This is a genomic window from Candidatus Eisenbacteria bacterium (assembly GCA_030017955.1).
In the GTDB taxonomy this organism is placed as follows: Bacteria; Eisenbacteria; RBG-16-71-46; order JASEGR01; family JASEGR01; genus JASEGR01.
Window position 1 is genome coordinate 33,952 of record JASEGR010000010.1, and the last position, 14,808, is coordinate 48,759.

Annotated in this window: 14 protein-coding genes; 2 read left to right on the plus strand and 12 right to left on the minus strand. The window is 51.5% G+C overall.

The genetic code is table 11. The features are described from left to right. Positions 1 to 70: 70 nt before the first annotated feature. Positions 71 to 1,126 carry a M20/M25/M40 family metallo-hydrolase gene (locus QME66_02590; GenBank protein MDI6807855.1) on the plus strand — a complete coding sequence of 352 codons (1,056 nt, stop codon included), beginning with the start codon at positions 71 to 73 and terminating at the stop codon, positions 1,124 to 1,126. 7 nt (positions 1,127 to 1,133) lie between these two features. Further along, positions 1,134 to 1,766 (plus strand): DedA family protein, encoded by a 633-nt coding sequence (locus tag QME66_02595; protein MDI6807856.1) that lies wholly within the window; start codon positions 1,134 to 1,136, stop codon positions 1,764 to 1,766. 25 nt (positions 1,767 to 1,791) lie between these two features. Here the strand turns inward: QME66_02595 and QME66_02600 are convergent, their stop codons facing one another. From QME66_02600 to QME66_02655, 12 genes are all read right to left on the minus strand, one after another. Beyond that, on the minus strand, positions 1,792 to 2,112 hold the full coding sequence (locus tag QME66_02600; protein MDI6807857.1) for an AMP-binding protein: 321 nt from the start codon (positions 2,110 to 2,112) through the stop codon (positions 1,792 to 1,794). Positions 2,113 to 2,351: 239 nt separating this feature from the next. Beyond that, complete coding sequence (locus QME66_02605; protein ID MDI6807858.1) at positions 2,352 to 2,897, minus strand: HD domain-containing protein; 546 nt, start codon at positions 2,895 to 2,897, stop codon at positions 2,352 to 2,354. Between the two features lie 3 nt (positions 2,898 to 2,900). After that, positions 2,901 to 3,248, minus strand: a complete 348-nt coding sequence (locus QME66_02610) for a C4-type zinc ribbon domain-containing protein (protein MDI6807859.1) — start codon at positions 3,246 to 3,248, stop codon at positions 2,901 to 2,903. Next, positions 3,245 to 3,757, minus strand: coding sequence for a PTS sugar transporter subunit IIA (locus tag QME66_02615; GenBank protein ID MDI6807860.1), 513 nt, complete (start codon positions 3,755 to 3,757; stop codon positions 3,245 to 3,247). The genes QME66_02610 and QME66_02615 overlap by 4 nt, the downstream gene beginning before the upstream one ends. A 68-nt stretch (positions 3,758 to 3,825) precedes the next feature. Further along, a complete protein-coding gene (locus QME66_02620; protein ID MDI6807861.1) occupies positions 3,826 to 5,067 on the minus strand; it encodes an aspartate kinase in 1,242 nt (413 codons plus the stop codon). A gap of 258 nt (positions 5,068 to 5,325) precedes the next feature. Beyond that, positions 5,326 to 7,701: a hypothetical protein gene (locus tag QME66_02625; GenBank protein MDI6807862.1), complete on the minus strand. Its 2,376-nt coding sequence runs from the start codon at positions 7,699 to 7,701 to the stop codon at positions 5,326 to 5,328. Positions 7,702 to 7,772: 71 nt separating this feature from the next. Then, positions 7,773 to 8,330, minus strand: coding sequence for a phosphatase PAP2 family protein (locus QME66_02630; GenBank protein ID MDI6807863.1), 558 nt, complete (start codon positions 8,328 to 8,330; stop codon positions 7,773 to 7,775). Further along, positions 8,321 to 9,289, minus strand: coding sequence for a magnesium/cobalt transporter CorA (gene corA, locus QME66_02635; GenBank protein ID MDI6807864.1), 969 nt, complete (start codon positions 9,287 to 9,289; stop codon positions 8,321 to 8,323). Before corA ends, QME66_02630 begins: the two co-directional genes overlap by 10 nt. 134 nt (positions 9,290 to 9,423) lie before the next feature. After that, positions 9,424 to 10,272 (minus strand): ABC transporter permease, encoded by an 849-nt coding sequence (locus tag QME66_02640; protein MDI6807865.1) that lies wholly within the window; start codon positions 10,270 to 10,272, stop codon positions 9,424 to 9,426. Next, positions 10,263 to 11,084 carry an ABC transporter permease gene (locus tag QME66_02645; GenBank protein ID MDI6807866.1) on the minus strand — a complete coding sequence of 274 codons (822 nt, stop codon included), beginning with the start codon at positions 11,082 to 11,084 and terminating at the stop codon, positions 10,263 to 10,265. Before QME66_02645 ends, QME66_02640 begins: the two co-directional genes overlap by 10 nt. Continuing rightward, positions 11,065 to 12,066, minus strand: coding sequence for an ATP-binding cassette domain-containing protein (locus QME66_02650; GenBank protein MDI6807867.1), 1,002 nt, complete (start codon positions 12,064 to 12,066; stop codon positions 11,065 to 11,067). The genes QME66_02645 and QME66_02650 overlap by 20 nt, the downstream gene beginning before the upstream one ends. After that, positions 12,063 to 14,808 (minus strand): M1 family aminopeptidase (locus tag QME66_02655; GenBank protein ID MDI6807868.1); only part of this gene is annotated, 2,746 nt, incomplete at its 5' end. The genes QME66_02650 and QME66_02655, both read right to left, overlap by 4 nt.

A 14,808-nucleotide genomic window follows, 5' to 3' on the forward strand; every position in this document is an offset into this window, starting at 1 on the left:
GGCACACCAGAATCATCTTGAAGATGGAACGATTTCCTGATAGATTGCTGGGACTATTAAGGGAGGGGTCATGGAAAAAGTTGAAAAGATTGCAAAGAGGCTTGTTCAGATCCAATCGGATTCCGACAAGTCAAAGGTGATTCTCTATTCTGCAAAGTTTTTGAAAAAGCTCGGGGGCAAAGTCACTGTTACCCGGAAGGAACCACGGTTTCTCCTTGCCAGATTTGGAAAGCCGGGAGGCGTTCTTTTCGCGGGACACCTGGACACAGTCTCATCGCCTCGTCCTCCAAAGAAGAAGCCCGGCATCGTCTCAGGCGGGAAGCTCTGGGGACTTGGGGCGTCTGACATGAAGGGCGGTTGTGCCGCGGTGCTCGCAGCTGCACAGAGGCTTCGGGGCAAGGTTCCGTTTGCCGTAGCATTCACGACCGACGAGGAAACGAGGATGGGAGGCGCCGCTCTTCTTGCAAAGAATCCTTTGTTCAAGAAAGCCGCGGCAATAGTCATCCCCGAGCCCACCAATATGCTGGTTGCGACAAGCGAAAAAGGGACGCTCCAACTGGAGGTCCGGATCTGGGGAAAAACTGCACACGGAAGCATGCCCTGGTTCGGAAAGAACGCTGCTCAAAGGATGGTTCAGTTTCTCTCTCACCTTGAGTTTCTGCAGAATCCGGAAATGCACCTTCCGGATGGCATAACCGTGAATCTCGGCATCCTTAGAGCAGGCACCGCGGCGAATATCGTGCCGGATTTCGCATCGGCGACTCTTGATGTCAGATATCCTCCATCCTTGAATCCGATGGTGGTTGTCAGAAGAATAAAGGAAACACTCGGCGGCTCGGGTGTGAAGTGGGAAGTAACGAAGCTTCACGAAGTTGCCGCGTTTGAATTCGATGTGAACTGCCCTGAGGCACAAACCTTCTTGCGAGTGGCCGACACAAGAGTTGCACCGGTCATGTACGCAACCGAGGCAACCCGCTACGCAAGCACCGGGAAGCCTATTCTCGTCTGCGGGCCGGGCAGACCGGAACTTGCCCATCAGCAGGATGAGTTTGTGGATGTGTTTCAGCTCAAAAAGGCAGAGCATGCGTACACATCATTCTGCCTGGCTCTGATGAAAGGGAGGTAAGGTAACCTTGGAAAGCATACTGAGTGCCGTTGCCGGCTGGATAATCAATGTAGTCTCCAAAGGCGGGTACGCCGGGATCGGCCTTTGCATGACAATAGAAAGTGCCTGCATCCCGCTCCCCAGCGAGATTATCATGCCTTTCTCGGGATACCTTGTTCACCTCGGAAGATTCACGCTTCTCGGAGTCTCACTGGCAGGTGCCATTGGCTGCACAGTTGGCTCGATCATCGCCTATCTGGCAGGAAAGCTGCTCGGAAGACCGTTCCTCGAGAAATATGGAAGATACGTGCTCATCTCGAAGAAAGATATCTCGATTGCCGACAGGTGGTTTACAAAGCACGGCGATGCCACAGTCTTTTTCAGCAGGCTCCTTCCGGTCATAAGGACATTCATTTCGTTTCCGGCCGGCGTCGCAAAGATGAATGTTCCGCGGTTTCTAATCTACACTTTCGTTGGTTCTTTTCCCTGGTGCCTGGCGCTGGCCTATGCGGGGATGCTCCTTGGACAAAACTGGGAGACATTAAGAACTTACTTTAGAGGAGCAGACTATATAATTGCAATTGTTGTCATTGTAGCATTTGTCTGGTGGCTCACAAGGCACCTAAAGGCGCTGAAGGAAGAGAGAAGAGCAACCCCCTAATTCGGGGACACACCACTCAATTCTGTTACCCGGAAACTATGTGGAGATGCCCATCCGAATCAATCCAGCCGAGGTCACCTGTCCTGAGCCAGCCATCGACCAGCACCTTCTTCGTTTCCTCCTCCTTCCCGAAATAGCCGGCCATTATGTTCTCGCCGCTCGCAAGGATCTCTCCCACTCCGTTCTCGCCGCTGCCATCAATCCTGATTGTTACTCCTGGAATTGCGGGCCCGACAGAACCTATCTTGGGCCGTTCGGCCCGATTCACAGTCAAGATCGGCGAAGCCTCGCTCAGCCCGTATCCTTCAAGAATCGTGATGCCAAATTTCTCGAAACCAACGGCCACTTCCGGGTCTATTCTCCGAAACCAATGCGACCCTGTCTCCGCATTTAAGACCACGGCTCAAGAGTGAAAGGGAGAACTCATCCGCAGACCGGAACAGCTCATCATAGGTAGAACAGACCAGATTCCCGTCTTTTCTCAAGGAAATGGCGACCTTCTCCAGCGTCTTCTTTCTTGTTTCGTTGAATAGTTCCGGAATCGTCATAGTGGGAAGTCCCTAAGACCTACACGGGCCGAAAGAGCTAAAGACCAAGGTCGGATGCTATGTTCTGCATGGAAGAAAGAGACAGCGCAAAAAACTCCTCAAGCGATATCCCGAGGAGCTCACATGCTCTCATCTGGTCTCTGTTCGCGCCGCGGGCAAATCCTTTCTCAGAAAACCTGTTCAAGAGAAACTTCGCATCAATTGCGGAGAGTTTCTTCTGTGGATGAATGAGGGCTGCTGCCACGATGAAGCCCGTGACCGGGTCAGAAGTCCAGAGCGCCCTATCCATCTTTGTTTCCATCTGAGCTTTGTCATTGTGACACTTTATCGCGTGTATGATATCCGATGGGACCGCGTTCTTCGCGAGAACTTCCTCTGCCACCAGTGTGTGCCGTTCCGGGTCCTTGGATGTAAGATCAAAATCGATGTCATGGAGAAGACCCGTGAGTTTCCATCGGTGCACGTCCTCTCCAAGCTTCTCCGCAAGAGCCCCCATCACTGCCTCTGCGGCAAGCATGTGCTTTTTCAGGTTCACTGTCTTGACGTATTCAGATATGAGAAGAAGCGCATCTTCTCTAGTCATAGGCTACACCCAGTAAAGAATCCTTCCACAGTTTTCACACAAGACAATTTCGGTGATTTCCTTTGCCCTGGGAGCTCTTGCCGTCGGAAGACTCATGAAACAACCGAGGCAAACCCCTTCTTCAACTGGAACAACGCCCCTGCCGTATCTTTTCGAAACTCTCTCGTACAGCTTGAGCAGCTCTGGGTCAACCTGGGAAGCCAGCTTCTCCCGCGCGACCATGAGTTTGTCCAGGCCTTTCACTTCGAAACCAAGTTTTTTCTCCTCCTTCACACTGTCAGGATCTGCTGTCTCCCTGATCATTATGTCGAGGTCCTGAAGGGCAACAAGAAGCTGAAGTTTTCTTTTCACCCTTTTTCCCTTTCTGAGAAGAGACTCTTTACTTCCTTGAAGCCTTCGGCCTCAAGGAGTTTCTTGCGGGTCCGTGCGTCCTTTACCACTTCCACGATTTTGCCCAGGAGAGGAAGATACCTTGCTCCGGCATCCTGCGGAGGCGCAACTATGAGAAAGAACAAATGGACCGGCTTTGTATCAATGGCATTGAAATTTACTCCGTGATCTGATCTGGCAAAGACAACAGTCACGTCGGAGACGGAAAGAGATCTTCCGTGGGGAATAGCAACTCCCTTTCCTATGCCCGTGCTGCCAAGACTCTCCCTTCTCTTCAGCATCTCCACAAGAATGTCTCTATCGCTCGCCTTTCTCGTCGTTGTCAGACATTCAACCATTTCGAGAAGCACGCCTTCCCAGTCTTTTGACTTGAGCTCAGATATGAACAGGGACTCAACAAGATAGTCGGTTACTCTTGTTTCCTTTGGCCGTACGGGCTTCCTGACCGCTTCGCGTGCTCCGTCTGTCATATCTTCACAAGTCCATCAAAAAGGTGTCCCGTGTATCTGAAACGCTTCACCGTGCCGCGCTCCGCTCATCAGAATGCAGATTTCTGCCCGGCAGGGCGAGAACCCGAAAGTCCGAATGTCTCGTGCAGGGCTCTCACTCCTTCATCCACTTTGTTCTTGGGTACAACACAGCTGATAGTGATTGTAGAGCTGGAGATGCACTGCACTGGAACATTGCGCTTGTTCAGCGACTCCAGGACGGCGGCAGCCACCCCCGGTGAGCTAGCCATCCCTTCGCCGACGACGGATATGGAGCCGACTTCTTCGTCACACTTCCAATCGAAGCCGGCCTTTGTCTCAGACATTTTCTTCAGAGCCGAGGCAGCAAGTTTGCCGTCTTCCCTGGAGAATGTAAGAATAATCTCCCTATTTCCTTCGTGAGCCATCCCCTGCACCAGAAGCTCGATGTTCACCCCGGCGTCGCTCAGGGCGTTCAAAATCCGCACCACGATCTCGTCGTTTGTCAGCCCTGATAAGACGATCTCGGCAATGTTCTTGTCACAGGCTATCGCCCTTATGACGGGCTCCTCCATCTTGCCTCCTTCCCCGACAAGTGTTCCCGGGGTCTGGTTAAAGCTCGAACGGACGCAGATCGGCATGCTGAATTTGAGTGCCATTTCTACCGAGCGTGAATGCAAAACTTGGGCCCCAAGAGAGGAAAGCTCAAGCATTTCATCATAGCTCACAAACTCAAGCTTTCTCGCAGATGGGACAATTCGCGGATCAGCCGTATAGATGCCATCAACATCCGTGAGAATCTCGCACATGTCAGCTCCGAGATTCACGGCGAGCGCAACTGCAGTCGTGTCGGAGCCTCCTCTTCCCAGCGTTGTTATCTCTTTTCCCTTTGCACTGACTCCCTGGAAACCGGCAACTATCACAACCTTTCCGTCGCGGAGCTCGCTTCGTATTCTCTCCGTTCTCATATCAACAATTCTTGCCCTCGTATGCCTCTCGTCCGTGAGAATGCCGCTCTGCGAGCCAGTGAATGAAACTGCATCCTGGCCGAGTGAGTTCACGGCCATGGAAAGGAGCGCGATGGAAATTCTTTCGCCGGCGGTAAGGAGCATGTCGAGCTCCCTTTCCCTGGGATTATCAGTAACGGACAGGGCAAGTTTGAGGAGGTCGTCTGTGGTGTCGCCCATTGCAGAGACTACAACAACAAGATTTGTTCCCGACCTTTTCAGGTCAACAATCCTTCGGGCGACTACTTTTATCCTTTCAGGCGAGGATACGGAGCTTCCCCCGTATTTCTGGATAAAGAGGGGCAATCGCTTTCCTTTCTTTCGAAAGAGAATACACTGCCCCGGGCCAGAAGTTCAAGGGGAAAATTGGGATGCGGAGTTTTGTTGATCTATACAGAGGTATGGGCCTTGGTGGATTTGAGTCCCGCGTTTCGTCGGTGCGAAGGGTGAAATGGCGTGATCTCCGGCGGCAAAAACCTAGCCGGTGCGCAGCCTCTTGCCGCGCTTGCCTGAAGGCCTCCTCGCCCCAACAGATTTCTGTTGCAGCTAGCTTCTCAACGGATCTTACCGTCTCTTCTCGATGGCTTTGGCGTAATCGGCAATTCCTTCGAACTGGCCGTCACCGTGGAGTCCTGCTTCCTCCATGACTTTGATGCCCGGTCCGCTTCCCTTGAAACCTCCCTTTCTAAATGCATGAAGGGTTCTCCTGCGTCCTTCTTCAGAAGTCACCCATTTGTACATTGTCGGAAGAGTGAAACCGGTGATGCCCATTGCTTCTCTTCTATGCTCTTCAGGACAGAGTTTATCCTGCTCCGCATCCGGAAGAAGCGAGAACAGTTCCGAACTCGAAACATAGTAAATGTTCATGTTGTATCCGGCCTTGTCGAGTTTCGGCAGAACTTCTGTCACGAACTCATTGGCTACTCCGCTGTCCTGAATAAACACAGTCCCGTTGTACTGCTTACTCTTCTTGTCCGCCAGGCGGAATGGGTAAACGCCCTTCACCGAAGCCGCGGCTTCCGGCAGCTTGAACTGCTTGCGGTCAAGGATCGGGACATTCGGACGAGTGACAAAAGGCGCCAGTATTGCCGGGCGGTGCTTCAGGCCAGCAACCACGAGTGGCCAGAGCTCCGCGGGATCCCACGGTGTAAGCGTGATCATAATTCCCTTCGGGAAGTTCTCCTCAAGGACCTGAAGGGCCTGAGGGTCTGCATGCGTCGGTCCGTCTTCGCCGGTCATTAAACCAGCGTGCGCGCAGATCAGAATGAACGGTCTGTAGGGTTGATGCAGAACCTCTGCCATCGCCTGCTGGCCGATTCCGTGAAGTCTCGAAGCAATGTGCTGAAGCGGAGCGATGAAGGCGCCGTATGACGAGCCGGTCCCCATGTGTCTTCCGTAGGCCGACAGACCCGCCATAAACGCTCCCATGCAATCCTCGCAGATTCCGCCGCATGCAATAAGCCTTGCTCCCGGATTTGAAACAGCATTGTAGAAACTCTGCGGAAATCCCTTTGCCAGATTTGAGATACTCGTAGAACCGAGGAGGTCCGCGGCCCCGCCGAAGATTGCTCCTTTCGATTTCTTATTGAGGTAATTGAGAGTATCGCCCAGCGCAGCTCTCAGCGTACTCTCGCTTCCGGGCTTGAGAACGAGCTCATCAGGCGTCACTTCCGGTTTGACGTCTGCAGCATAGATCGCCGAGATGTCAGGCAGGTCAGGACGCAGCTTTCTCTTTTTCTTGTCCAACCTTTCCTTTGATTCGGCAAGCATCGCCCCGAGTGTTTGAGTAAGCTGCTTGTTTTGCTCAAACACTTTCCTTACGACCATTAAGGTGTCAAAGAAATTCTGCTCAAGATTGTCAGGACTCGCCTCACCCTGAAGACGCGGAAATGTGACGCCAAACGTGTCTTCGAACTCCTGTACGGAAGTATAATATTCTGGCGAACAGCACTTGTGACCAGCCCCATGAGATGCTTTGCCTTCGATTCCGTACTTCCACCCCTTGACAGTCCTGTACACTATTGCCGTAGGCTGCCCATTGTCCAGGGACGCGGCATACTTCTGAGCTGCAAAAACCTGCTTCAGATCTTTTCCATCCGGGACATGAACAACGTTCCAGTCATGGACGTAGAAGAATTCCATCGGATTCCACTGCACATACTCGCCGGGCTTGTCCCCATCCCTGCAAACCTGATTTGAATCTATCGAGGCCTGATTCCAGTCAAGATGAACGACTGTGTTCCAGAGCTGTGCCGTCGCCGCGGTTGCGAGAGCTTCGGAGACTCTACCGGGAGTCATTCCGCCTTCGCCTTCTATCACATGCACAAATGGCACGGCGTCTCTATAGGTTTCAATACATCCCAGAGCCAATCCAAACGAAGCAGGTATGCCTACGCCTGACGCACCGGTTGCGATTTTGATGAACGGCGTGGCTGGAGTCGGATGCCCGTCCAACGGCTTTGCGTGATACTTCTTGAAGAGCGGCGTCTTCGTTGTAGGATTTCGCCTGAAGCCGAGCAGATCCTCAAGTCTGAGCTGTCTCTTTTCATCAGCCAGAAGCTCCGGCCTGGCAATTCTTGCGATTTCGTTTCTGAGCGCCCACATCGCATAGAGCCCCATGGCTTTGTGCCCGGCGGCATAAGAAATGATGTCGGCATCTTCCCTTTCGGGATTCGAGAAATCGTAGTCCATGGTGGAGAAAAGAAGCATCTCGACCATCCTGCCCGAAGAAATGCTCCCGCCTGGATGGCCCGACGTTGGGACGAAGTTGTAAAGAATGCCGCACACTGTGCGGTAAATGAGATCATACTTCTCAAGGCAGTCAATCAGCTCTTTCTTGGGCTCGTACTGAGAGTCTTGCAGCAGGTCTTCGACCTCCACGTACCGGCTTCTTTTCTCAGTATAAGGAACCCTCGCGGTCAGACCACTTAGTTGAGCCATGAAACCCCCCTCCACTTGTTTGGGACGCACCTGTCCCAGCCGTGACGAATCTATTGCCCCTGCAATTGGTATTAGAAAGTAAGAGCAAGAATAGGTTTTCTTTTTGCGTACACTAACTTCCCTATTCCGTATCCGACTGCAGATCCCACAATGACATCGCTGGGGTAGTGCCTTCCGAGATAGACTCTTGAGAATGCTACTGCCCCTGCCACCACGTAAGCAGGAATTTTCAGCCGGGGATACTCCGATGCTATCACCGATGAGACAGCAAATACTGCAGCAGCATGACCCGATGGAAAAGAGGAATTGGCTCTCGATGTCTTCTCGTAAGGCCTTTCTCTCCCCACGGCGTACTTGAGCCCGCTCACAACGGGGCCTGTCAAAGCCAGCGAAGTGAAGCCAAGCTTTCCTGTTTCTTTTTCCTTTTCGCTACCATATGTGCTCAATATGAGGCACAGTCCCAGGCCCACTTCAGCCTGTCCAAGGACAGTCGTCTTCTCCATGATCTGTGTTAGATGCCGGCTCTCCCATCCCGTGTGTATCCTTTCGAGAAGGCGTGTGTCGAGACTTTCGCCGCTTGCCAGAACGGGTAGGAAGATGAGGAGAGCAACTGCCTTCATCAAAGCCATCTCTTCCTTCTGAAGAGACCGAGCATGAATGCACTGAGAACAACCATCGCGCCGACAAGTATGAAGAAACCCACTCGAACCTTAAGCCCCGGAATGTATTCGAAGTTCATCCCGTAGATTCCGGTAATAAGAGTGAGCGGCATCATTATTGTCGCGATGACGGTCAGGACTTTCATGACTTCATTCAATTTGTTTGACGCTATCGACAGGTAGGCCTCGAGCATCCCGGTTACTGCGTCCCTGTAAGAATCGGTCAATTGATAAATCATGAAGAGGTGGTCCTGAATATCTCTGAAGAGAAGAATGCATTCGCTGCAGATCAGCGGGAATTCTCCTCCGGCGACTTTCCTCAAGACTTCCCTCTGCGGCTCGACGATTCGTTTCAGAAACATAATATCCTTTTTCAGAATGAATATCTTGCTGAGAATGTCCTGAGTTGGATTCTCAAAAAGCCCTTTCTCGATGGCATCAATCTTGTCATCCAATGCCTCAAGCGTGGGCATATAATCATCTGCCAGCGTATCAAGTATCCGGTAGAGAATGAATTCGCAATCTTTCTGCATGAAAAAGGCATTCTCGCAGCACTTGTCAAAGTTTGATGATACGCTTCTCGAAAACTTGTAATGAAACGTGACGAGGTAGTTCTTTCCAAGAAAAATGTCCAGCTCCTGCGTGTCGAACCTGTCCTTCGGCGCATAGAAATCAACACCGTGTATTACGAGATAAAGATACTCACCGTAGTCATCAATTTTGGGATGATTGAGATTACCAATGCAGTCTTCAACAGCAAGGTGGTGAAACTTGAAGACAGTTGAAAGGATTTGCGCTTCTTCTTCAGATGGTTTCTCAAGGTCAACCCAGATTCTGACATCATCTCTGGAAAGAAGTGAAGGGAGTTCCTCGAGCGCTCCCTGTCTGACAGATCGCTTCTCCAATTCGTAGACCAGGACTCTTGTCATAAAAGTGCTCCTTTGAGGCCGATATTAAGAGGAAAGCGGGGTGTTGTAAAGTATTTCCTTATGCGACCAGGCGTTGGCGAAGGCAGGAGGGAAAGGACACCTCCAATCCACCGCAGAATGCTGATTCGGAGACGTCAGTAGTTCGTCGTTCTGTCGATCAGTCCGTACCTTCTGGCGATGCGCTCGCAAACCGCATAGAACCAGAGGGCGAAGAAGAACAGACAAACAGTTGTGACGAGAAGAATGAGGAGGATTCTTCCATCCGGGATGCTGCCCAACTCTTTGCTCACCCCTCCCCATCCAAGTGATCTCCTGATTCCTTCAAGCCAGTACGTAAACGGAAGCGACTTGGAGAATCCCCTCACCCAGCCAGGGAGGACATCGATCGGGAAGACTGCTCCGCTCAGCAGATAGAAAAGCCCGGCAACGCCCTCATTCAAACTCATGCTGTGCCGCGCGACGAGAAGCCCGATCGCGGCCAGAATGATGCCAAGCGCGGCTATCCCTATGATGCCAAGAACAAAGGAAGCAGCAAAGTGGAACGGCATTATGCGTTCCGTGTGCACAGGAACACGAAGAGCTATGATTCCAAAAGCAAGAGTTATCGCGACCGCGAGTGTTGCAGTAAGAAACTTGATTGTCCCGCGCCCAAAGAGATAGAGAACTATCTTCTGGGGAGACACATAGACATACTTCAGAGTCTCATAGTGCTCCCTGTCCTCAAAAATAACCCAGCCTATTCCGATAAGGAGCTGACCTACGTAGATGAAAAACGCGTTTCCCGAGAACATGTAGGCGAAAAAGGGGGTCGAAGTGTCTCCGCCCAGAACGATGAGATACATGAAGACGAGTATCAGGGAAGAGGCAACCGGCTTCGCAACCGAGTAGACAATAAACAGAAATGGGTCTGCCCAGTTCGATTCTATTTGCCATCCAAGCCAGGCGGCAGACCTGATATTTCTCAGCACTCGCACTACTGCCACCTGAGTGTGAGCCTCCCTTCTTCCTTCCCCTTTCGTTCCATGAATGACAGGGACTTTTGAGCTCCAATCAGGAAGATTACTCCGAGAACAAGGAGAATCAATGCCTCAAGCCGTACATCTAGAAATCCCCTTGCCTTCTCCGGGCCGAAGAGAAGCTGCCGCATCCCGTCAAGTCCGAGCGTGAGAGGTATGATGGAACCTGCCAGCGCAAACCAGAAGCCGAGCGCCCTCACGGGAAAGTAGAACCCGGACACCAGGTAAACCGGCTCTTGAAGCAAATTGACAGTGTGCCAGGCCTCCCTTCCGAAGAAAAGAAAGAGAGAGCTTAACATCATTCCAAGGCCATAGAGAGACAGCATGGTAAGGAAGAAGATCACAATCAAAAGAGGGATTGAAGTGATTTGATAATGAACCTTGAAGATCAGGCTGCCCAGAATGATCGCTGAGGCGGCCCGCGTGGTCGTCATGATTATTGCGCCGACTGCCATCCCCAGAAGAATGGCCATCCTCGAGCAAGGTGCGACAAGATACAGTTGAAGCAGCCCGGTCTCTCTTTCCCAATAGAACTGACTTGCCATGCTCCAGAGCACATTCATCCAGTAAGCCGTCATCGCGCCGCCCAGGACCACGAATCCAACGAATTCCTCCGGCGCCTTCATTGCCCTGTAGATATAGACAAAAGCAAATATGGAAAGCAACGGCAGCACCGTCTCAGTTATTATCCAGGAAGGCTCCCTGTTCGCTGCAACGACTCTTACGTACGCTCTTCCAACAGCAGCGCGCAGGTTAAGCTCAATCTTCGAGAATTTCATCTTCGAGGCTTCTCCCTACATGTTTGACGAACACGTCTTCAAGAGTCGGCTCAACCTTGCTCAGTGTCATTACATTGAGTCCGGATGCTCTCACAAAGGAAACAACGTCCGAAATCACTGAGTCGCTTTCCAGGACAAGTTTGACTTCTGTCTTTCCGACATTCTCTCTGTGACTCGTTGCAAAGCTTCTCACACCGCGGACTTCTTTCAAGCCGCCCAGTCCGTCGGGGCAGAGATCAACTTCAAGATGGAAGACCGACTCACTGACGAGCTCCGCCTTGAGTACCTTCGGTGACTCACATGCAAGACATCTCCCTCTGTCGATAATGGCAACTCTCTCGCAGAGCTCGTCCGCTTCAGCCATGTAGTGCGTGGTAAGAAGGACAGTCCTCCCGGGTTTCTCCTTTACCCAGCGCTTCACGAATGCTCTTATCTCGCGCGCTGATGTAACGTCCAGTCCAAGAGTAGGCTCATCCAGAAAGATCACCTTTGGGTCACTCACAAATCCTCTCGCAAAGTTCAGTCTCTGTCTGAAGCCGGTGGAGAGTTTGTTCATCTTAGTGTTTGCTTTATCAGCAAGGCTGCACGCCGACAGCAAAAAATCTATCCTTTTCTTTGCCTCTCGTCCCGGGACGCCATAGAACTGAGAGAACATCCAGAGTGTTTCTCTCACGGTAAGGATTCCGTAGCCGCTCTGCTCACCGCCCGAAACGACGTTTATGGATTCTCTGACCTTGCCGGCTTCCTTGAGAACATCGAATCCAAGAACATGGGCTTTTCCTGACGTGGGAAGGAGAAGAGTAGTGAGTATCTTGATCAGCGTAGTCTTGCCGGCGCCGTTTGGCCCCAGAATTCCGAAAAGCTCGCCCTCCCTGACACTGAGGTTGACGTCGTCAAGTGCGGTTATCGCCTTCTTATGATATTCCTTCTTCGACGCCTTGAAGATTCTGGTGAGTCCTTCTGTTTCGACAGAGAAGTTCATATTCCCTCAACTGAAAAAAGCCACCGCCATTTCCACCTGTCATCCCATGGAGCCGGATCGGAGAGAAAGACCGGAAAGTCAAACCGCAGACGAAGCCCTCCCACCAGCTTCTTTGTTCTTATCCCAAATCCTCCGTCCCAGAGGAGGCCCGACGTGGAGAATGCTTCCCCCTTCTCCCACACCTTTCCAACATCAACGAAAAGCGCCGACCTGAGAAGAGAGAAAGGCATGGATGAGTTTCCAAATATCCCATCCGGAAGAATCGGGACGAGATTGTCGAATGATATCTCGACATTGGCAGACGCAATTCTTGCGCCTGTGAAAAGAGCGGGATCCCTGTCAAAATAGCCCCTTAGATTTCCCGCTCCTCCAAGCCGCCCGTGCCAATTCGGCCTTATCAATCCTTTCGATCTGAAAAATCCATTCTCAAACTCCTGATAAGGGTCGGCGCCGGAGAGATATAACTTTCTTTGAACCGGAGGCCTGCCGTCAGTCGCTCCCAAATATGTTCTACCCTCAAGATGAAACAGGCCCATCGGACTTGAGCTCACCGTGGCCTCTCCGGTGAGTCTATCGTAAGAGTAGGCGCTGCCCGGAACACTGGTCTCAAGATGCATTCCGCCTGAGAGGTTGAACCGTCTGTAACTGCCCTCAAGCGAGTAGCCGGCATCGAGAGTCCGAACCGCCCCTTTCTCCCACTCCAAGGGATTTCTGAGATAGCTTTCCCTCAGAAGTCTCTTCTCGTTAATGCTAAGCGTGACAGTGTGATAAGGACCAATGTTCATGTAGGAGCTCAGCCGTCTCCTAAAGAAAAAAGAATACCCCTCTCTTCCGTCAATCGTGTAACTTCTAACCCCGACTCTCGCGTCATACCCCGCTAGACCAAGAGGCGTGCTGTAGGAGCAATCATACTGCCACCCGGCGTTCCTCGTTCCGTACCAGATGCTGAGCGCCGTAAGGTTTTGGTCTTCAAGAAAACTGAGACCAAGCCGGGGTCCAACCTTCACGCCATCAATGTCATTGAACCAAGCCGCCGGCCTCCAGGTGACCCTGTAAGCATCGATCGGAATCGAAGCGTGTACGGGATTATCAAACTGAAACTTCAACTTCGGATAGGGGTAAACATTGTTTCTCCTGTCAACGTCCGCTATCCGTTTGTCCGGATTCATCTCAACCCCGACCGGCTTGAAGGGAAGCTCTCCCTTGAGCGTGTATGATCTCCTTCCATCGTCCCAGACCGTATGTGGTAGTGACAGTACACGAGTCTCGCCAGAGCTCGATCTGAAGGCAAAATCGAGAGGCATTATTGCACGGCCTTTCTTCTCGATCCTGACATCAACTGAGTAGTCTCTTCCATCGGCGAGTCGCCTGAATTTCATTCCCTTGACGGCATAGTCGCAGCGGTACGTTCGCCTCAGCCATTCGTCAAAAAACCAGCCGAGCTTTCTCCCGCTCATCCTCTCTGCCACCGCAATAAAATCTTCCGTATAGGGATGTTTGAACTGCCATAATGCAAAGTACTCCTTCATCACCCGGTCAAATGTTTCATCACCGAGTACATACTGGAGCATAAAGAGAATCGCCGCTGACTTCTGATAAACCGCGGTCCTGTATGCAATACGCTCTCCGAACTTGTCTGACGGCGTAATCACCTGCTCCTCATATCCAGTTTCTGCAAAGCTTATGTAGTCAAACTGGCTTGATTCCCTCTTGTCCTCAGGGGGAAAGAAATACCTCTCCCATGGCCTCTTGTACTTGCGGACATCATTGTTTCTTCCGTAGTAGTTCTCCATGAAGAGAATCGTGGCGAAGCTTGTGAAGCCTTCATCAAGCCACGCTTCATCGTTTTCGTTGCTCCCAATGATTCCATAGAACCAATTGTGAGCAATTTCGTGAGCTATCACAGCGGAAAGAAAACGGGAGCGTTCGTCACCTATTTCACTTCCAATGAAGGCAAGATTGGGATACTCCATTCCTCCGTGTACACTTGTGGCAACCACACTCACCTGATCGTATGGATATCCTCCGAAGGTTTCGCTGTAGAATCTCACGCACTCTCTTGAAACTCCGGCCATTTCACGCCAGTGCACGGCTTTGTTTTTGAAGTAGAAAGTGTGAACGTAGACATTCCCCAACTTCGTGGCATCCCAGATGTATTTCTCGTTCGCCGCAAAAGCGAAATCATGAACATTATCCGCGCGAAATCGCCAAGTCTTGGGCTTCTCAAGCTCTTTTCGCAACGTAGGATCACTGGGGCGAAGCCAGTTCGAGTTATCTGCAATATTGAGTGTTGTGTCGCCTACTGTGGCGAGCTTCTTTATGACTGAATCGGGCAAGACTTCGCCGGGATTCGTAAGTGTTCCGGTATGAGCAACAAGAAATGTCCCCGGCAGTGTCAGGGAAACATCAAAAGTGCCAAAATCACCGTAGAACTCGCCCTGGCCTATGTACTGGTCCTTGTGCCATCCTCGCAAATCATAGACGCAGATCTTCGGATACCACTGCGCGATATTGAAATCTCTCCCACGCCGTCCCATTCTAATCAGGTGCTCTGGAATTCTGCCTTTGAACGTGATTTCGAAAAGTACGGTTTCTCCCGGGAGAATAGCTCTCGGGAGAGCCACTCTTCCGATCGTGTCATCAACTTCAACAGGGAGCTCCGCGCCATCGAAGATAAACTTCTCAATCTTCTCTTCTCCCCACATCTCCTCCGGGAATCTGCTGAAATCCTTGAAAAACCTT